We start from the raw sequence: 19,749 nt of genomic DNA on the forward strand, positions 1-19,749 counted from the left end.
CTGCTAAAGTGTCGATGAATAAGCTCCGATTGAACGGAGTGATGCGAAGGGGAAGAAATAAACCATGATAATAAAATACATAGACGCCAACGGCGTGAAATTTGCTTACCATGAACATGGTGAGGCTACGGCCCCCACAGTGATGCTGTTGCATGGTTTTCCTGACATCGCCACCACCTGGAGCCATCAAATCCCCCCTTTGGTGGCGCAAGGCTTCCGGGTCATTACACCTTATCTAAGAGGCTACCCGCCCACAGAAGTACCTGCACACGGCTTCTATGACAAAGCCACGCATACGGCAGATATTGTTGCCCTGATCAAGCTGCTCGGGCAAAACAAGCCGGTCTATCTGGTTGGACAAGACTGGGGAGCCATCATTGGATACGCCGTCTTGGCTTCGCACCCGGAGCTCATTGCACGGGCAGTGTTGATGGCGGTGCCGCATCCTGGGCAGGTCACGGCAAGTCTGACTGACCCCAAGCATATTCATCGGTCATTTCACTGGTGGTTTTTTCAGTTGCCTGAGCTGCCTGAAAAAGCGCTGCTTGAAAACGATATGGCTTTCATTGATTACCTGTGGTGTTATTGGACAACACCCGGGCATAACGATGAAGCGCATATCCGTGAGATCAAGAACACACTCAAGCAACCAGGCGTCCTCACCGCAACGCTGGGTTATTACCGCGCCATGTTTGATCTCAGTAAGGCAGATCCGTCACTGATGGGCTTAAGAGAGTTAATGGCCAGACCCATCAGCGTCCCGACACTGGCATTGTGCGGCGCGGATGATTTGCGTGCTGAGTTGATGCAGGATCAAGCGCGTTACTTCACCAACGAATATGACTTTAAATTGGTCGATCAGGCTGGCCACTTTTTGCATCGCGAGCAACCAGAACAAGTCACTCAACTTCTTCTGGACTGGTTAAAAAAAGGACGCTGACCATCACGCAGCGGGTGGACCTTCACTGAGCTTGAGCTGCAAGAAAGCCAGGTCAAGCCATCGGCCAAACTTTGTGCCGACTTCAGGCATCAGGCCCACTTCAACAAATCCCAGTTTTTTGTGAAGTTCGATCGAGGGCTGATTGCCAGCCTCGATTGCTGCAACCATCACATGCTTGCCGATTGCTTGTGCCCTGACAATCAAGGCTTTCATCATTTGAAGCCCCAGCCCTAACCCACGAGCGTCCTTGTGTACGTAAACCGAGTGCTCGACCGTGTACTTATAGCCATCATGGGGACGCCAGTCACCAAAGCTTGCGTAACCCAGCACCTTGTTCTGCCCGTCGACAACAACCAGGACGGGATAGCCGAGCTTGTTGCGATCGGCCATCCAATTGACACGGTTAGGCGTGTCCACCGTGATGTCGTTCCAGATGGCGGTGGTGTTGATCACTGCGTCGTTATAGATTTCCATGATGCTGGCAGCATCGGCAGGTAAAGCGTCTCTGATTTCCATTCTTTGAGTTTCCCTAGGCGACGGGTCGATGACGGGCTAAAAATTCGCGTGCTTGCGCAACCGCTACAGGGATCAGCTCTGGCGATGTTTTCCAGGGATAAATGCTGACCTCTGATTTAGGCGCCAAGCTGACGACTTCCATCGCAATGTCATAGGGATGAGGAGGGCTGTCATCAGGCATGACGAACACGGGCGTGTGGCAATTGCGCACGGTGTCACGATCGACAGTGTAGACAAAATCCCCACGCTTCAGATACATATTGTTGAGAAACGCTTCAACCAGGGTCATGTTTAATTCGGGCCGTTGCGCGCAAAGCGTCGGTCCCCACTTTGCCATATTGCTCTCGTAGCCCAAGCGAGGCTTTTCGTGTCGCCAGCCACTGGGTTGCGCAGTCACTGCTGCGATGACTCGCTCAGGCGAACGCTTGAGCAGGTTCCAGATAAAGGGGCCGCCAATACAAAATCCCATAATTAAGAATTTATCGATCCCGAGATGATCCATCAAGCCAAGTTGATCATCTGTAAACGAATCCCAAGGGCGATCGATTTCCAGCGGACCATTTGATTTGCCACTGTAAGCGGTGCGCAGATCCATGGTGATGCAGCGATAACTGTCTCTAAATTCTTGCATCGGATCGAATGGCGAGAGCGTTGAAAAGAAAGCGCGCGATGAATCAAGACCACCCCCTGGGATGATGAGAAGCGGTGGTCCTGAGCCTTCCTCTTCGTAATGGATGCGAACTGCGCCTTTTTCGAAAAACGGCATGGTAATGACCTCTGTTAAGCTCTTTTCAATGTGATAATTCTTGCAGATCGTCTCGATCTGCCAAGCAACTATACGAGAAATTGCTGGGTTGGGTACAGGTATCGATTCAGGCAGCAAGTTACCGGCATGTATAAATGGGAGTCTTTTTAATGCGCACGCTGATCAGTAAATCTTTTAGGTCGCTAATGTTCGCCGTGTGCCTGGCTGGTGGTCAGGTGATGGCCGAGGAAAAAACCTACGGCGTCGAATTACAAGGCTTTCAATATCCTTACCCGCTGATGCACTACAGGTTTGTCTCGCAGGGTCAGCCCATGCAGATGGCTTACATGGATGTGAGTCCTGAGGGCAAGCCCAACGGGCATACGGTCGTCCTGATGCATGGCAAGAATTTCTGTGGCGCGACTTGGGAAACCACCATCGCAGCGCTATCGCACAATGGTTACCGCGTCATCGTGCCTGATCAGATTGGTTTCTGTGCGTCAACGAAACCGCCACACTATCAATACAGCTTTCAGCAATTGGCGACCAATACGTTTGCGCTATTGCAAAGCATCGATGCGTCTCGCGTCATCCTGTTGGGCCATTCGACAGGCGGGATGCTGGCGACCAGGTTTGCGTTGATGTATCCAAAAGATACTGAGCAATTATTGATGGTTAATCCTATCGGGCTGGAGGACTGGAAAGCGCTTGGTGTGCCCAGTCGCACGGTGGATCAGTGGGTGGAGCGCGAACTGAAGGTCTCGGCTCAGGGCATCAGGGACTATGAGAAAAATGTCTATTATGTCGGCCGCTGGAAACCCGAATATGAAAAGTGGGTCGATATGCTGGCTGGCCTGAATCGCGGTCCGGGGCACAAGCTGGTTGCGTTGAATTCAGCACTGATTTACGACATGATATTCACTCAACCCGTGGTGTATGAGTTCTCAAGGCTCACCGTGCCCACGACTTTGATGCTGGGGGATAAGGATACGACCGCGATCGGAAGCGATATCGCACCACCCGAGGTCAAGGCTAAGCTTGGTCATTACAACGAATTGGGCAAACAGGTGATCAAGCTCATTCCCAAGGGGGCATTAATTGATTTCCCGGGCTTTGGGCATGCGCCTCAGATTGAAGATCCGGCGATGTTTAATAAAGTGTTACTCGATGCGATCACAAGACCACATCGGTAATTGCTAGCAGATCAGCTGGTGTCTGCGGGTTAGTCGAGTTTGACGCCTGATGTTTTTGCTAAAGCACCCCAGCGTTCGTAATCTTTTTTAACGAAGGCTGCGAAGTCAGCAGAAGAACCTCCCACAGGCTCGACACCCGTCTCTGCCATTTTCGAGATGACATCGGGTAGTTGAAGGACACGGTTAATCTCTTTGTTTAACAACGCGACGACCTCGGGTGGGGTGCCAACTGGTGCTAACAAACCCATCCACACTCCAAAATCTACGCCTTTTGAAACGGTTTCATCGAGCGTCTTCACATCGGGATATCGGGGTGAGCGTTTGGCTGTTGCAACCGCAACCAGATTAAGGCGCCCACTTTCAACCAGCGCAACCGTAGAGGCTAACGTGCCGATGTAAACGTCTACGCTTCCCCCCATCACGTCAGTTAACGCAGGTGATGCACCTTTGTAAGGCACTTGCAGCAAGTTAATTTGGGTCCGCGTCTTGAAGTCTTCTCCAATCAGGTGCCCCATGGTGCCAGCGCCTGCGGTTGACCACTTCAATCCTTGCGACGATTTGCCCTTTGCAACAAGATCTTCTGGCGTTTTGATTGTGGATTTGGCTGAACTAGCAATCGCCTCGGGAGTGATCGAAACTTGGATGACAGGGCTAAAACTTTTAACGGTGTCGTAACTGACGCTTGAATACAACCAAGGACCCAAGCTGGCATTGTCGGGTTGTGCCATGACTAACATATAGCCATCAGCAGGGGCTTTGGCAACAGCATCCACTGCCAAATTGCCGCCTGCACCAGGCCGGTTTTCAATAATCACCTGCCAGCCCGTTAGTTCGGCGAGCTTGGTACCAACCAAACGTGAAACGAAGTCTGTGCCGCCGCCCGGTGAGAAGGGAACCACAATCCTGATTGGCTGGTCGGGGAATGTGCCTGCGTTGGCAGTTGACTGAGCGCTAAAGCAAAGCACAAAGGCAATGATCTTCAAGAGCGTGGATGGGATAGAGGTTCTCATGTCGTTTGCCTTGGAATTGTTTTATGGTTTAGAGATATGCGAGAGGATAATTAACACGACGGTGACGGTGATTGCCCCACCAATGCGAGTCGCAATTTGAGCGAAAGGCATCAAAGACAGACGATTCGCTGCAGTCAAAATTGCAATGTCCCCTGTCCCACCCTGACCGCTATGGCAGGCGTTCACAATTGCGGTCTCAATCGGATACATTTTTAGCCAATAGCCCACTAGAGCCCCCACTGCCATCAATGTGAAGACCGTAGCAACAATGGTGATGAGCGTGGCAAAGTTAAAAGCAGCAATCAGCTTATCCCAAGGGGTCATTGATACGCCGATTGCGAACAGCAACGGATAGGTCACAGCAGTGGAAAAAAACTTGTAGGCGACGAAGGCACCTTCCTCTAATTGAGGCGAAACAGCCTTACTTAACTTCACCGCCACCGCGCAAAAAAGCATTGCAACGGGCGCAGGTAAATCAAATAACCGAAAACAGATAATGCCAACAATATAAAGAACCAGCGCAGTCACACCGGCGGCGGCAATGTGAGTCACGTCTGTTTTGATTGAATTGTCTTCTTGTAAAGGTTTGGCCGGCGTATCGTCACTGCCGGGTTGCAGGTTCCCTTCCCCCGTGAACCGAGGGTAGCGCTTGCCAACAAAGTTTAAAGTTCCTGACAAGATGATAGCAGTGAGACTGCCAATCATGACAGATGGCAATACCGTTGCGAAAAGCTCACCTTGATCCTGATGCAAAATTTGACTGTAGCCCACTGACAAAGGTATCGCGCCTTCGCCTACGCCGCCGGCCATAATCGGTACAACAATAAAAAAGAAAGTGTGGTGAGTTCCGAGTCCCAACAGGGTGCCGACGAGTGTTCCTACTATGCCTGCCACGATGGTGCCCGCAGCGAGAGGGATAAATATTTTCAGAAACCCTTTGATTAACACTTGACGATCCATACTTAAAATACTGCCCACAATAATGCTGGCAATAAACAAGTAAAGAAAGTTGGTTGACTTTGTAAAGTCTGAGGTTACTTTGACGATACTTGGCGGCAATAGGTTGTAGTAAACCAATGCTGAAGGGATAAACGTTGCAAAAATTGCTGCACCCCCGATGTTGCGGATGATAGGGATACGCTTTCCGATTTCTGCCAGCGTGAAGCCAAAGAAAGCAAACATAACGATTGCAATAGATATTTCGTTAGGTAGCTTGTCCATCGCGACCAGGCCAGCGATTAAACAGCCAGCGAGAACGTACACGGGGAACGGAAATATACCGATCCTGAACTCCATTAGCTTCCACCAGCCTTGCGGCCAAAAACTAGTTTTGGTCGTCTCGGTAGCTGAGGTGTTGGGGGCTGATCCCATGGTCTTCTCCGCGTCTTATTCGTTTGCGCAATGATATAACGCCATTTCACAGCCCATTGCCGGTAGATACTATGTCTTACCCTAATGAAGGGCCAGGCGGGACTAATTTATTTTTGAGGCCTTTTGCGGCAATACTGTAACCCCCGTCGTTGCCGTCGATAAAATGCGTGTGTACGTCTAGTGATGAGACAAGGCAGGTAAAAACCGCTGAATCAGAATAGTGAACGCCGTATTTGATTTGGTTTTCGCTTTCAAGCTGATCTAAAAAATGAATGATTTCATTCTTTTGTGAGGCGCTGACATCAATGACCATACGCAAATAGTCGTCGATTTTGATGTCGTCGGTGTTTTTGATCATGAGGTCAATATACTTACCCGTCACTGAATTCCGATTGGTTTTTTGAGCCTGAACAATTAGCTTGAAAAGGCCTGTCAGCAGGGTGAATTTTGCTAGCTGCAACCAACGGCTCAGGATGTTCTTTGCTTTAAGCCGCATTTCTGCCATGATAAATTTCGGTGGCCAGCTCAGCGGAAGATTGTCATGACTGAGTGGGCGCGACATTGGCGCGATTGCCTTTATCTGCCGAATGATTTCACCATAGGGGGTTAGTGCACCTGAAGCCCCGAGAATGATCAAAGTCATGATTTGACCGTTAACTGACTTGGCTTCGTTCCAACGGCATTCCAGCCCCTGAAACGAGATTGGCAATAGCTGATTGCTGTGGATAAGGTAAGGACTATCGTCTTGTTTTAACAAGCCATCTGCTATTTGTATGCCACCACCAGTAATCATAGCGAGTCGGTTGTTCGGGCTTGGTTCGAACTTGGCTATTAAGACATCTGACCCAAGCGCACGAATCGCGCGCATGGGGATACAACCTACTCTCAGCGTCAGTTTTAGTTGTTGTTCGACCAGTTGAGCCAAGCTAACGAGTGCGTGTTGAATCTTTGAGGTGAATTCGTTCGGGGCCAGGATCACAGCACCGTCACCACCAAAAACAAAGGGCAGATCAAGATCTTTGCATAGATTCTGTATGACGGTGATTGTCGCTACCCCTGCAATATTCACGCTTTTGTATTGCCCAGCCGCGATGGCTGCTGAGGAGCTGACTACGTCAGTAATAAAGATTGACCAGTCTTCGGGTACGGTCGAGTACCGATCAATGTTGGTCACATCAATGATAGATTGAATGCTGGTCATTTCTCTATAAAAATCCCAGCTACTACTTGTGGCAAGGTTTGTCACGGTAACCCTCTTCGTTGTTTAACCTTCAGCCGTGTTTGGCTCAATCACAATATTGGCTGGGTCTAAGTCGTCCCAGTATCTTGTCATCATCTGCAGGTAAGCAGCTTCAATATGATTCGTGATGTCTGGCGTATCAAAAAGCGGCATGGTCAACTTGTTGTTTGATAGTTTTTGCTTAAGCGTCTGCAGCTTCGCAGGATCTTGACTGAGCTCAATCGCCAACGCCTCATAATCAGCCACAGTAGAGGTAATTAATTCAGGCAGGCCAATCGCAGTAAGCAAGCTTGCCGAGACACGGCTTGCAAAGGAAGAGCCGATGAGCGTCAGGACTGGTAGTCCAACCCACAGGGCATCGCTCGCAGTGGTGTGAGCGTTGTAGGGAAGCGTGTCTAAAAATAGATCGGCCAGGTGGTGGCGGGCCAGATGCTCGGCTAAGGGTATTTCTTTGGCAAAGACGAGGCGTTCGCTCGACACCCCGCGGTTTTGAGCTTCTGCTTTGAGATTTTCGGATGCTGCAGGATCACCTTGAAACAACCATAGAACACTTCCCTCGGTTGCTTTCAAGATGCGCATCCAACTATCAAACGTATCTGGCGTAATCTTGTAGTTCTTGTTGAAACAACAAAAGATAAAACCTTTCTCGGGTAGACCAGCTTCAGCTCGGGTGAACACCTTTTTTGCAATGGCCCGTTGTCTGTCATTGACTTGATAGCTATGAGGCAGATAGACAATCTTCTCGGAATAATACTGGCTCGCTGCTTCAGAGATGACCACGCGATCGGCAATAATATAGTCAATGTAATCCGCCCCCATGCTGCCTGGATAGCCGAGATAGCTGACCTGTATCGGAGCTGCACGGAAAGCAAAAATACCAGTTCGACGATCTGCCGTGTAGCCTTTTAGGTCAACCGCGATATCGATTTGAAGTGCTCTGCTGAGCTTCGCAATGTCTAAATCGGTTTGATCTGATACATCGATAAACTGATCAAACGACGCACTCAAGCGCGCACGCATTTCGTCTTGCTTATTTAGCCCGAGTGAAAAGGCGATCAGTTCAAATTGCTCTTTGTTATGTAGCTCAAAAAACTCTGCAATGAGATAAGCCGTTGCATGGTTATGAAACTCTGTTGAGTAGTATCCGATGCGAATTTTGCTTGATCGTGGGCGTTGTGGGATCTCACCTAAAACATCGTTCGCGGGAAACTTCGACTGCGTGTAAATGGCTGCACAGCGTTGCTGAATGACCGGGTCATCGACTAAACCAAGCAAACCGAAGGGGCTGCAGGTTTTTTCGCCTGATTCAATGCGCGAAACGATTTCCTTGATACTTGCAGCATAATCGCCCCAGTCGCAGATATTCATCTTTGCATGTTGAAGAATGCCGCGCAGAAAATCGTAATTTGGTCTGAGAGAAAGGGCGTTTGAGCCGACTGCAATGGCGGCGGCCCACTGTCGCTGGTCGACCAAGACCATGCTGGCGTTGTTGTACGCCTCAGGGTAGTTTGGTTGATGCGTAATCGCCAATTCATAGCATTCAAGCGCTTGCTCGTATTGCTTTGTTTCGTGAAACACATTACCTCGGCCGAAGTGCGCAAGCGCGTAATCGGGCTTCACCGTGATGACTTGGTTGAAACTATTTAAGGCGTCGTCAAATTGCTTGAGTTCGTGCAATAAGTTGGCTTGGTTGTAATACGCGTCAAGATAGAAGGGTTTAAGCGCGATGGCATGGTTAAAGTCGGCTTGAGCTTCCTCGTATTTCTTTAAGCTGCGATAAGCACAAGCCCTATTGTTATAGCCTTCGGCGAAGGTGGGCTCGATTTTAATCGCAGCCGTCAGGCATTCGATAGCCCTTTCGTAATCCCCTGTCTGACTCGTTAACGCCCCGAGTAATTGCAAGGCGTCAAAGTGATTCGGATCAGCTTCAATTACCGTTTCATAGAATTCGCGAGCCTGTTCGTATTGCCCCTTTTGGTGCAATTCAAATGCAGTCTGTAATTTCTGTAGCGACTGTATTTGTTTGAGCAGTAGTTTCTGTTTCTCTTCAGAGCTGAGGTCGTTGTCTGTGGGCGGGTTGGGCACAGCAGGCATGGAGGCATTTCCTATGATTTGTCGGAAGATGACCCTAATTTAACCAACTTTAGGGGTGCCAGCTATATTTTTTAACACTGAGTGCTGCGCTTGTCTGTGCGCTTATCGATTAAGCTGGTGACGCACCCGCCTTTCGTGATCTGGACCAAGGGGTTGCGTCTTCTGCAAAGGTTATTCTCTGCCCATGACTGTTAAGTCCTCTCACCAAGCCTTGTCCATTACTGCCTGCGACTTTGCCGTGGGGCTTGCGCGTGAGGCCATGCAGATCCTGCGCGAGGGAAGTCAACGCGAGGTTGGGGATATTCAGACCAAAGCTGCGGGTGATGTGTCGACTGAGCTTGACCGAAAAATCGAGACCTTTTTTAGACGTCGCTTGCACGAGCGGTTTCCCGAACACGCTTTTCTTGGTGAAGAAGGCGGTGGCAGCTGGCCGGTTAACCATGCTGTCTGGATTGTTGATCCGATCGATGGGAGTTTAAATTTCGTTCATGGCTATCCACAATATAGTATTTCGTTAGCTTTGGTGATTGACGGAAAGCCTGTGGCTGCCTGCGTTGCAGACCCCTGTCGCGATGAAATTTTTTCTGCCGCAAAAGGTCATGGCGCGCAGTTAAACGGGCAGTTAATTAAAGTCTCAGAGACCACTGCACTCATTGAAGCACTCGCGGCGACGGTGTTTCCCAAACCCACTGCGACGTTCATGGCTGATTATTTGGACCAGCTTGGATTAGTCATGCGTCAAGTCGGAGGGGTGCGCCGGTCTGGCAGTATGGCGCTTGAAATGGCTTATCTTGCAGCGGGCCGTTGTGATGTATTTTGGGAGCGTGCGATGGGGCCGTGGGACGCTGCGGCTGGCCTTTTATTGATTGAAGAAGCTGGCGGAATGGTTTTTTCACTTGATGGTCAGCCGATACTTTTGTCGGACCATATTGCAGCGGCCACACCACGGCTTGCCGAGACTTGGAGAACCCTTTTGACCAAATGATGTATCGTTATTTTTTTGAACAACAAAGTTTTTCGAAACGAGCTAGACAACAAAACTGACCGGCTCAAATTTAAACCCCGGAGGAGCGCCAATGATTCACTGCGTATTGCACGACCCTAACGACAGCGTCGCTGTTGTTGTCACCGAAGGCGTTAAAGCTGGCCAACAGCTGACCGCGCTGATTCTTGATGAAGATCGTACGATCACTGTACCTTGTAAAGCAGATATCCCGCTTGGCCACAAAGTTGCCATGAAGGATATGCCTGCAGGAACCACGGTGATCAAGTACGGCATCGATATCGGCAAAGTGGTGGCTGATATCAAAGCCGGCGACCACGCCCATGTGCACAACATCAAAACAAAACGCTGGTAAATAAGGAATCATTTCATGTCTTTTCTGACTCAAGACGCTACCTTCTGGGGCTACCGCCGAGAAAACGGCCGCGTGGGCGTGCGCAATCACGTCATCATCCTGCCTTTGGATGATTTGTCTAACGCCGCAGCCGAAGCTGTTGCGCACAATATCAAGGGTGCCATGGCAATCCCGCATCCATACGGTCGTCTGCAGTTTGGCGCTGACCTGGATTTGCACTTTGCCACGTTGATCGGTGCAGGTTGCAATCCCAACGTTGCGGCTGTCGTCGTCATCGGCATCGAAGATGGCTGGACAAAAAAAGTGGTCGATGGCATCGCCATAACGGGCAAGCCAGTAGTGGGTTTTGGTATCGAAGGCCACGGCGACCACGAGACCATCATGCGTGCGAGCAGGGCTGCTAAAGAGTACGTTCAATGGGCCTCTGAGAAGCAACGAGTTGAATGCCCCATCTCAGATCTGTGGGTATCCACCAAATGTGGTGAATCTGACACCACATCCGGTTGCGGCGCCAATCCGACCGTTGGTAATGCCTTCGACACCCTACACGCGTTGGGCACGACACTGGTTTTTGGTGAAACGTCTGAAATCACCGGTGGCGAGCATATCGTCGCAGCACGATGCAAAACGCCAGAAGTTCGTGATCAGTTCATGGGCATGTTCAATCGCTATCAAGACATGATCAATCGCAACAAGACGACTGACTTATCAGAGTCACAGCCTACCAAGGGCAATATCGCCGGTGGTTTGACGACCATTGAAGAAAAAGCTTTGGGTAACATCCAGAAGATTGGCAAAAAATGTACCGTTGATGGGGTCATCGACAAGGCAGAGGTACCTAGCCATTCTGGTTTGTGGTTCATGGATTCATCCTCGGCCGCAGCCGAGATGGTGACGCTCTGTGCCGCATCTGGCTTTGTGGTGCACTTCTTCCCCACCGGGCAAGGTAACGTCATTGGTAATGCCATTGTGCCCGTGATCAAGATTTGCGCTAATCCTCGCACGGTTCGCACCATGAGTGAACATATTGACGTGGATTGTTCAGGTCTGTTGCAACGCGAGCGTACGATGGATCAAACCGGTGACCAGTTGCTCGAAGTGATGATGCGTACCATTAATGGTCGCTTCACCGCTGCCGAGGCGCTCGGTCACCGTGAGTTTGTCATGACGCGCTTGTTCGAAAGCGCTTGATGCAATAGGCCGCGGCGCTGACCTGACCCGATTACCTTGTCGAGGGTAAGCGAGTCGCCGCAACAAGGCTGTGAAGAACCACAGCCTTCTTTGTTTTTACACTGTTTGCCGTCGCCACGTCGTGGCTGCAATTAAATAGATTTATGTATGACATTCTCACTGGGTACTGCCCGCACTTTCGTTACGAAGAATCTACCAGGCAGCTTAGTCTGTGGCGTGATTGCGCTTGCAGCGACCTTTGTATCTGAGCACTATGGTGGCCCACAGTTACTGTATGCCTTGCTGATGGGTTTAGCTTTTCATTTTTTGGCAAGTAACCCCCAGGTGGGTCCTGGTATTGGTTTCTGTGGTCGGACGGTGTTACGGGGTGGCGTCGCGCTCTTGGGCGCACGAATAACATTAAGCCAAGTGGGTAAGCTGGGCTGGTCCACCGGTTTGCTGATTATGTTGGGCTTAGCCACCACTATATTTTGTGGCTATCTGCTGTCGCGATGGCTAAAGCGGCCGGCTGCCGAAGGCGTGCTGTCGGGTGGTGCAGTCGCGATCTGCGGGGCCTCAGCTGCGTTGGCCGTGTCATCAGTATTGCCCCAGAGTAAAGAGAACGAGCGCTTCACGCTTTTGACAGTTGTCGGAGTAACCGTTTTATCAACTGTCGCCATGGTTATTTATCCATTCGGTCTCAGACTGCTCGAGGCAACGCCTTTGCAATCAGGCGTCTTCTTGGGTGGGACGATTCATGATGTCGCGCAGGTGGTTGCCGCGGGCATGTTGTTAGGCCCAGTCGCGGGCGACACGGCAACCGTCGTGAAGCTTTTTCGAGTCATGTTGTTGATGCCGGCCGTGGTCATTATCTCGATTCTCTTTCAACAACAAGTTCGCCAGCAAGAGGAAAAAAACGCAGCTGAAAATAATGTCGAAGGCACTTTCTTTGATGTCAACACTGATAAGAAGTCCAAAAAGGCTGCTGTGCCACTCATCCCGACTTTTATGTTGGCTTTTATTGTGCTGGTGCTACTTTCCAGTGTAGGTGTGCTGAATCCGGTCATGATTGCGACGGCCAGTGATGCCTCGCGTTGGATGCTGGTGACAGCAATTGCAGCTGCAGGGGTCAAAACATCGTTTGAAGAACTGATGACCCTGGGATGGAAACCAGTACTGATGCTGGTTGGCGAGACTGTATTTATCGCAAGTTTCGTTTTAATCGGTGTATTCGTCTTTGGAATTGGCACGCTGTGAGTTTGACGTGACAGATTTAAATTAGTCGCGAGCAGTATCGCTGATAACAGTCATATCCATCATCGTTTCGCCGGTGGTGGCATGCTTGCGGTGCATATCCACGAAGTGGTAACCCCATTTAATATCGGCTGCACGATAAATATGATTGGCATGTATGGTTTGGGACACTGTCTCATCAATCCCTTTTATCATGGCGATCAACCCGAAATCGCGCGCTTCAAGTATCTCTGTGGATAGGCCGTACAGAGGGCTGGTTTCATCAATGGTATGCATGACGAGCCAGGTCAGGCTAAGCAGCGGTATCCGGTTACGCTGCAGATTCAAATAAAAAAGACGCCTGATGCTTGTGCCTTCTTTTGTTGTTTGACGCAGCAGCATGCTCAGGTTGACCTCTGCACCAATGATGCGATTGTTTCTCGCTTGTGCGACTCGAAGCATAAGCGTTGGCACACCATCAAAGGTTGTCACCACGACGGTATCACTAAAAGATACACGCGCTCGAGGCAAGGATAGTCGCGCAAAAGCCAAGGCGGCAAACATGCCCAGCCCAAGTAGCCCGAACATTGCCTCGAAGGTTACAAGCAGATGGCCATACATGGATTGCGGATAGAGTGAACCGTAGCCAATGGTGGCGAGGGTCTGCACACTGAAGAAGAAGTATTCGATAAAGTGTTGATCCTTGATCCCTGCAATTGAATCCGCTTGCAAAGAATACAAGGTGCCAAAGAGCAGATTGCTCAAAAAAAATAGCACGACAAAAGATGCTAAAAATTTTGGCCATGACATCCGTACCACTGAGTGATAAAAATCACCAAAGGTAGCTGAAAAGGCGCTCGTCGTCGATTTGCGCGGTGCATGGTTGAGCGGATCCTGGTTTGAAGACATTCAGATACTCACTAAATGATTTTTCGATATTTCAAAATGCCGAAAACGAGCGATCCTGATAACCCCATCAAAATCATGACGATCAAGAAGGATTCTTTGAGGCCTGGCAGGTCCTCCATATTCATGCCCATGATGCCGGTAATCAAGGTCATTGGCATAAAGATGACCGTCATGACTGAGAGTACCTGCAAATTTCGTGCGTTGGACTCTGCCATGCGAGCGGCATGCTCGTCCTGTAAAATTTTTGCCCGATCGTATAAATGGTTGATGTCCTGAACCAGAAACGAAAGCAGATCTTGATCATCGATGAGCTTTGCCTTGTCGTGGCTTGAATACCAATTCGGTAAGTGCTTTTGCAATCGGTGCAAAGCTACGAGCTCGGGTGCAAACTGCCTTCTCAAACGACTGCACTGGATGCGAATTCGCCTTAAGGTCTCGTGCTCTGGTAACTCAAACCCTTTGAGTAGGGTTTCTTCAAGATCGTCCATTTGCTCAGATAATTGAAACAAAATGCTCCGTAGAAACTCAGCCCGTGAATCGATGAGCTCGTGAAACAACTCAACTGAGGAAGTAGGTTTGAGTTGCCCGGTTCGCAATTCAGAGCGAAGGGTGTCGGTAGTGTGCAGAGGCTTTTGCCTCAGCGAAATCATGAGATGTGGCGTGAGAATCGCCCAGAGTGTGCCCAGCGGCGCCGACAGGTCGTCCGAACCGAACTCATGCTGGAAATCGTTCATGACCATCACCAGACAGTCTTCAAAACGCTCAACCTTTTCAAGGCGACTTCGAGTAACGCCCTCTTTAATCAGCTCAACGACGCGGTCTGGCACAAGAGATGTTTTTTCAAGCCAGCGCTGGACGTGAGTGTTAGACAGGTTCAAGTGCAACCATACCGAAAGCGTTTGCTCGGCAATGACCTGTCCAATATCTTCGAGTTTGATTTCGCGCTGTTCGCCCGAGGAGGTCATCCCCCAGGCAAATACAACGCCATCGGTAGGGATGGTCAGTGGGGTTTGATCAGTCATCAAGCGAGTGTAAGTAGAATTTACATATGTGACTAGAAATATATCAAACTTTGTTTACCTGCTTTTTTCCGCCTCCAAGTCCGGGTACCGTTACAAAAAGCAGCATACCGCAAGCTGCTCCTGAAGCTGACAGGATAAAACTGGCTAGGTAACCACCGGTCAGGTCGTAAAGTATGCCGCTGCCCCAACTACCCAGTGCACCGCCCATACCCATGCCAAATAGGACCGACCCATAAATGCCGGTTTGTCGACCCCCTGCAAAATTACGGGATGATAAGACCGCTACGAGTGGGCCGCGTGAACCCTGCATCGTTCCAAAAAGTAATACAAACAGACCTAAAACAAGCAGCGAGGGGGTATTTGAGAAAAAAGCCAGTGCAACCAGACCCGCGATGGTTGAACCATAAGAAACGATCGCAACACGAACCTCACCAATCTTTTCGGCCAAGATGCTCGACACAATAATGCCCCCGATAGATGCCATGCCTGCGACACCGTACACGGTCGCTGCTTGCAGGGGCGACAGGCCGCAATGCACAAGATAAGCAACAAGCTGCACGGTTACCGCATAAGTGCTGACTGAAGTGAAAAACATAACTGCAAACAGAGCCCAAAACACCAGTGTTCGCATTGCCCGACTTAGTGTCCATGCGCTACCCTCACTCGCGCGTTTTGCCCGTAAGGCTGCAATTTCAGGCGATCCTTTGGATATGAGCATCCAGGGCAAAAACTGTATGGCGAGCATGACGGTCAGTAATAGAACACCGAGAAACTGAAAAGCTGTACGCCAGCCGTGATGTTCAACCAATGATTGAATCAAGGGAGAGAATACGAGAACGCCCGTTCCGATTGAGGCAGAGATGACACCCATGGCGGTTGACAATTTTTTTTGGAACCATCTGCTGACTAAGCTCGATGCTGGTAGCATCCCAATCATCGCAACCCCAATTGCACCACCCAGGCCAGTCAAAAGGTACAAATGCCAAAGGGAGCTGGCTTGCGATGCCAAGAGGTAAGAGATCCCCATTACGCAGAGACCGACGCTGTAGCAAAGACGTGCGCCTAGTTGGTCGAACACCGTGCCCGCAATCGGCGACATGAATCCGAGCGCGACCATATATATTGAATACGTTGCGGTCAGCGCCCCTCGGTCAGCTTTGAACTCATGCGCGATTGGTAGCAAAAATACTGCAAAGCTCTCACTGACTCCTCTTGAGAGTGCACTGATTAAGGTACAAAAAAACAGGACGCTTAGGGCCGTACGTTGCACATCCTTCGGTGAAACGAACGGTACGTTGCTCGTTGAAGGGGTCACGCTTTGATTTGCCATGAAAGCGACCAATGCTGTGCTGAGCGTTCGTGACTGAAGCTCAAGTGCAATCGATGATTGTGTGCTTGCATAGCGCCCTCCAGGAGACCGTTCCAAGCACTCGCCAAGACGCAAGCGGTATCCTCGATGCCGTCCATCAATGCCCAACCTTCCTGATTAACGCGAAAGCTCGTCCCTGTATTGGCAAAGGTAGTCTTGTCGCCGTGAGCTGCTCCAAGGTCTGCAATAAAACGTGCAAACCCGAAGGCATCGCGACCATAATCCCCGTTAAGGCTCTGGGCAGTCTCGTGATAGAACTGCATGCCGATTAATTTGCCAGCCATGCGAAGATGATGCTCAGCCTCATCGGGTCCCCAAAGCTGGAGCGCTGTGGGGAAGGTGGATTTGACGTACTCCATGGCATAGTTGCGATGAGCTTTTGCTAGTCGAGAGGGTGGCCATGTGTCGATCGGTAAAACGGGAGCCAGTTGCGCGTCGAACTCAGGCGCCTCTTCATCCCGCGCAAATCGCAAGCGCTCATGCGGGGCGAGTTCTTGATCATATTCGTAGTAGTAGCCTTCCAGACCGGCCTGGCCGTCAACGGTTTGTTTGGTACAGACAAAGCCGAGTCGGGGATTTTGCAGCATGACCCCGTTCTGCGCATGCCAGCCTTCGAGCATCGCAGTCGATACTTTTGGCGGGATGCCGCAAAGCGCGGTGCCCGACCAGATCCATCGCGGTGCGGCATAGCGAATCCACGCTTTGCGATTGCTCTCGGGCATATATTCAACTGAAACGCCACCGATTTGGTTTGAGAGATAGTGGTATTGAGCTGCCGCCATTGCGTGGGGCAGTTGCTCGAGCCCCAGCTTTCTCAGCCCTGGCAAAAAGCGTTCGTGCCTTTGTCTGGAGAAAATTTCATACACGAGTCGTGCAGCCTCATCCGCACCTTTACGCGATACCGTATAAAGCACGATGCCGGTAAAGTAAGCGTGATACCACTGCGCTACCGCGCGCCACGCTTGAACGGGTTCGTTGGTTGTCGTTTTCTCGATCATGGATAAGCAGCTTTACTAGCGAGTGTAGAGCACTCGCTCCCGATCGTTCTCAGCCAATCAATTCGGTTGTCTGTACAGCGCGCAGATTTTGTTGCCCGCTGGGTCACGAAGATAAGCCAGAAATAAATTGCCTGTCGGACCTTCGCGAAAGCCTGGCGGATCCTCACAGGTTGTGCCACCATTGGCAATCCCTGCTTCATGAAAAGCCATGACTTGCTCGGGAGACTCAGCTGCAAAGCCGATGGTGCCGCCATTAGCAGGCGTTGCTGCTTGACCGTCAATGGGAAGGGTGAATGAAAAGACGCCCTTGGGACCGCGATAAAAGTACCTGATATCCCGGTTCATGACACCGGGAGCCATCCCCAGCGTCCCCAAAACCGCATCATAAAATTTTCTTGAAGCTTCTAAATTGTTAGCACCGATCATTACGTGACTGAACATGATTCCTCCTCCGTTCATTGATAAAAAATAGCGGTCTGCCGGCTCTTATTTTGGTTGCAGTACCGTTGTAACCTGTCTGCTGAACTCAGTCAAAAAACTGTCGCTACACGGCGCATCGCTTATAGCCTATCTTTTTGCTTTGACTCATTCGATTAAATGACAACTCACCGAGCGCCCCGACGCGAGTGTTTGAAGCGTCGGCATTTCAGTTTTGCAACGCGCAATCGCTGCTGGGCAGCGGGTGTGAAAATGACAGCCGCTCGGCCTGTTGATCGGACTGGGCACATCCCCTTGCAAAACAATGCGACGCGTCTTTATTGTTGGATCCGGTAGAGGAACTGCCGAGAGCAATGCCTTTGTATAGGGATGTAGCGGACTTGAAAACAGTTCAGTTCGTTCTGCAAGCTCGACAATCTTGCCAAGGTACATGACGGCAACCCGATGCGCCATATGTTCAACGATGGCCAAGTCGTGACTAATAAAGAGCAAGGCTAAGCCGAGCTCTTGTTGCAAGTCTTGCAACAGGTTCACGATTTGAGCCTTCACTGACACATCAAGCGCGGATACGGCTTCGTCGCAAATAATCAAGTCTGGCTCGGCTGCCAAGGCACGGGCAATCGAAATACGCTGCCGTTGGCCACCTGAGAACTCATGAGGCCAGCGACCACCAGCGTCTTTGCCTAAACGTACCCGTTCTAATAGTTTGGCTACCCGGGCCTCAATATCGGCTTCATCCGTTGCGAGACCAAAATTGCGGATTGGTTCAGCGATGATATCGCGCACCTTCATCCGTGGATTAAGGCTAGAAAAGGGATCTTGAAAAATTACCTGGATCCGCTTTCTCAAGGGTCTGAGCGCACTAGCACTCAGCGAATCAATCCTCACGCCATCCAACCAGACTTCACCGGCAGTCAGATCGAACAACCTTAACACCGAGCGGCCAACGGTCGATTTGCCGCAACCCGACTCGCCCACGAGCGCGACGCTTTCGCCTTTGCTGATACTGAATGAAACATCATCAACTGCGTGCACGCGTCCCGTTACTTTGCCGAATAAGCCGGTTTTGATCGGGAAGAATTTTTTTAGCCCGCGAACTTCCAGCAACACCGATGTGTCACTGCTGGCTGATTGGGCATGTTGAGAAGCGTTAGTCATGGGAGAAAGCGCTTTCGCCGGCAAAGTGACAGGTTACCCAATGCCCGTTGCCCTTATCCTGCAGGGCTGGGGCGATTTCGTGGCAGGGCTCTTTCGCAAGCGGACAACGCGAGGCAAAGACACAGCCTTTTATCTTTTGTTTCAAGCTTGGCACCAGGCCGGGTATCTCTCTCAGGCGAGAGGTATGACCTTGGGCCGAACCGCCAAGCTTGGGGACTGCACCAAGCAGGCCTTGTGTGTACGGATGCAGGGGGCGTGCGAACAACTCATCAACTGGGGCTTCCTCCACTTTGCGACCAGCGTACATAACCATCACGCGCTCAGCCACTTCAGCGACTACTCCTAAATCATGGGTAATCAACACGATGGCTGCACCAATCTTCTTTTTAAGATCGGTCATGAGATCAAGAATCTGAGCTTGAATCGTTACATCCAGTGCAGTCGTCGGTTCATCTGCAATCAACAGTCTGGGGTTGCAAGCAAGCGCTAACGCTATCATGACGCGCTGGCGCATACCACCCGAAAGCTGGTGTGGATATTCGTTCAAGCGACGGGCTGCTTCCGAGATTCCAACCAGATCGAGCATCTCGAGTGCTCTCGCCTGCGCTTGTACTTGGCTGATGGGTTGATGCAAACGCAAGGTTTCCCGCAATTGGCGCCCAATCGTTAGCACTGGATTGAGACTCGTCATGGGCTCTTGAAAGATCATCGAGATCGCATTCCCTCGAATCGCCCTCATTTGCTTTTCAGAGAGGGCCAGTAAATCCTGATCCATGAAACGGATAGAGCCTGAAATCTTGCCCGGCGGTTCTGGGATGAGCCGCAGAATCGACATTGCCGTCACAGACTTGCCACAACCCGATTCGCCAACGATGGCAAGCGTTTCGCCCTCGTTCACGACAAAGCTCACACCATCCACTGCGCGGTTGATCCCGTCGGGTGTGCGAAAGTGCGTTTGCAAATTCTGGACTTCAAGCAATGCCAA

At 50.6% G+C, this 19,749-nt stretch carries 19 protein-coding genes; 6 read left to right on the forward strand and 13 right to left on the reverse strand.

Annotated features, from left to right (window positions below; genetic code table 11):
- Positions 1-64: 64 nt before the first annotated feature.
- Positions 65-940, forward strand: a complete 876-nt coding sequence (locus BCM14_RS14335; RefSeq protein WP_106228736.1) for an alpha/beta fold hydrolase — start codon at positions 65-67, stop codon at positions 938-940.
- A gap of 3 nt (positions 941-943) precedes the next feature.
- Here BCM14_RS14335 and BCM14_RS14340 read toward each other — a convergent pair whose 3' ends face one another.
- Together BCM14_RS14340 and BCM14_RS14345 are read right to left on the reverse strand one after the other, a co-directional pair.
- Positions 944-1,456, reverse strand: a complete 513-nt coding sequence (locus BCM14_RS14340; RefSeq protein ID WP_106228737.1) for a GNAT family N-acetyltransferase — start codon at positions 1,454-1,456, stop codon at positions 944-946.
- Positions 1,457-1,469: 13 nt separating this feature from the next.
- Positions 1,470-2,222: an alpha/beta fold hydrolase gene (locus BCM14_RS14345; RefSeq protein ID WP_146129789.1), complete on the reverse strand. Its 753-nt coding sequence runs from the start codon at positions 2,220-2,222 to the stop codon at positions 1,470-1,472.
- Between the two features lie 149 nt (positions 2,223-2,371).
- On the opposite strand from BCM14_RS14345, the gene BCM14_RS14350 reads away from it, so the two are divergent.
- Positions 2,372-3,394: an alpha/beta fold hydrolase gene (locus BCM14_RS14350; RefSeq protein ID WP_106228739.1), complete on the forward strand. Its 1,023-nt coding sequence runs from the start codon at positions 2,372-2,374 to the stop codon at positions 3,392-3,394.
- 29 nt (positions 3,395-3,423) lie between these two features.
- Here BCM14_RS14350 and BCM14_RS14355 read toward each other — a convergent pair whose 3' ends face one another.
- From BCM14_RS14355 to BCM14_RS14370, 4 genes are all read right to left on the reverse strand, one after another.
- On the reverse strand, positions 3,424-4,404 hold the full coding sequence (locus BCM14_RS14355; protein WP_106228740.1) for a Bug family tripartite tricarboxylate transporter substrate binding protein: 981 nt from the start codon (positions 4,402-4,404) through the stop codon (positions 3,424-3,426).
- Positions 4,405-4,425: 21 nt separating this feature from the next.
- Entirely contained in the window at positions 4,426-5,775 is a 1,350-nt protein-coding gene (locus BCM14_RS14360; protein WP_106228741.1) for a 2-hydroxycarboxylate transporter family protein, read from the reverse strand.
- Between the two features lie 76 nt (positions 5,776-5,851).
- Complete coding sequence (locus BCM14_RS14365) at positions 5,852-6,976, reverse strand: DUF3095 family protein (protein WP_106228742.1); 1,125 nt, start codon at positions 6,974-6,976, stop codon at positions 5,852-5,854.
- Positions 6,977-7,039: 63 nt separating this feature from the next.
- On the reverse strand, positions 7,040-9,109 hold the full coding sequence (locus BCM14_RS14370; protein ID WP_106228743.1) for an O-linked N-acetylglucosamine transferase, SPINDLY family protein: 2,070 nt from the start codon (positions 9,107-9,109) through the stop codon (positions 7,040-7,042).
- 184 nt (positions 9,110-9,293) lie between these two features.
- On the opposite strand from BCM14_RS14370, the gene BCM14_RS14375 reads away from it, so the two are divergent.
- The 4 genes from BCM14_RS14375 (at position 9,294) to BCM14_RS14390 (ending at position 12,894) form a co-directional block, all read left to right on the forward strand.
- Positions 9,294-10,094 carry an inositol monophosphatase family protein gene (locus tag BCM14_RS14375; RefSeq protein ID WP_106228744.1) on the forward strand — a complete coding sequence of 267 codons (801 nt, stop codon included), beginning with the start codon at positions 9,294-9,296 and terminating at the stop codon, positions 10,092-10,094.
- A gap of 91 nt (positions 10,095-10,185) precedes the next feature.
- Positions 10,186-10,467 carry a UxaA family hydrolase gene (locus BCM14_RS14380; RefSeq protein ID WP_106228745.1) on the forward strand — a complete coding sequence of 94 codons (282 nt, stop codon included), beginning with the start codon at positions 10,186-10,188 and terminating at the stop codon, positions 10,465-10,467.
- Positions 10,468-10,482: 15 nt separating this feature from the next.
- Positions 10,483-11,658 (forward strand): UxaA family hydrolase, encoded by a 1,176-nt coding sequence (locus BCM14_RS14385; protein ID WP_106228746.1) that lies wholly within the window; start codon positions 10,483-10,485, stop codon positions 11,656-11,658.
- A gap of 147 nt (positions 11,659-11,805) precedes the next feature.
- Complete coding sequence (locus BCM14_RS14390; protein WP_106228747.1) at positions 11,806-12,894, forward strand: YeiH family protein; 1,089 nt, start codon at positions 11,806-11,808, stop codon at positions 12,892-12,894.
- A gap of 21 nt (positions 12,895-12,915) precedes the next feature.
- On the opposite strand, the gene BCM14_RS14395 is transcribed toward BCM14_RS14390, so the two are convergent.
- The 7 genes from BCM14_RS14395 to BCM14_RS14425 all read right to left on the reverse strand — a co-directional run bounded on the left by BCM14_RS14395 (position 12,916) and on the right by BCM14_RS14425 (position 19,749).
- A complete protein-coding gene (locus BCM14_RS14395) occupies positions 12,916-13,779 on the reverse strand; it encodes an ion channel (protein ID WP_106228748.1) in 864 nt (287 codons plus the stop codon).
- Positions 13,780-13,790: 11 nt separating this feature from the next.
- Complete coding sequence (locus BCM14_RS14400) at positions 13,791-14,801, reverse strand: CorA family divalent cation transporter (protein WP_106228749.1); 1,011 nt, start codon at positions 14,799-14,801, stop codon at positions 13,791-13,793.
- 43 nt (positions 14,802-14,844) lie between these two features.
- The gene (locus BCM14_RS14405; protein WP_106228750.1) at positions 14,845-16,131 is read right to left on the reverse strand and encodes an MFS transporter; all 1,287 of its coding nucleotides are present in this window, start codon (positions 16,129-16,131) and stop codon (positions 14,845-14,847) included.
- Positions 16,113-17,168 carry a hypothetical protein gene (locus BCM14_RS14410; protein ID WP_106228751.1) on the reverse strand — a complete coding sequence of 352 codons (1,056 nt, stop codon included), beginning with the start codon at positions 17,166-17,168 and terminating at the stop codon, positions 16,113-16,115. The genes BCM14_RS14405 and BCM14_RS14410 overlap by 19 nt, the downstream gene beginning before the upstream one ends.
- 57 nt (positions 17,169-17,225) lie before the next feature.
- Positions 17,226-17,609, reverse strand: a complete 384-nt coding sequence (locus tag BCM14_RS14415; protein ID WP_106228752.1) for a VOC family protein — start codon at positions 17,607-17,609, stop codon at positions 17,226-17,228.
- A 144-nt stretch (positions 17,610-17,753) separates the two neighbouring features.
- Positions 17,754-18,764 carry an ABC transporter ATP-binding protein gene (locus BCM14_RS14420; protein WP_106228753.1) on the reverse strand — a complete coding sequence of 337 codons (1,011 nt, stop codon included), beginning with the start codon at positions 18,762-18,764 and terminating at the stop codon, positions 17,754-17,756.
- Positions 18,757-19,749 carry an ABC transporter ATP-binding protein gene (locus BCM14_RS14425; RefSeq protein WP_106228754.1) on the reverse strand — a complete coding sequence of 331 codons (993 nt, stop codon included), beginning with the start codon at positions 19,747-19,749 and terminating at the stop codon, positions 18,757-18,759. The genes BCM14_RS14420 and BCM14_RS14425 overlap by 8 nt, the downstream gene beginning before the upstream one ends.

The organism is Jezberella montanilacus, from assembly GCF_003003055.1.
Taxonomy (GTDB): Bacteria; Pseudomonadota; Gammaproteobacteria; order Burkholderiales; family Burkholderiaceae_B; genus Zwartia; species Zwartia montanilacus.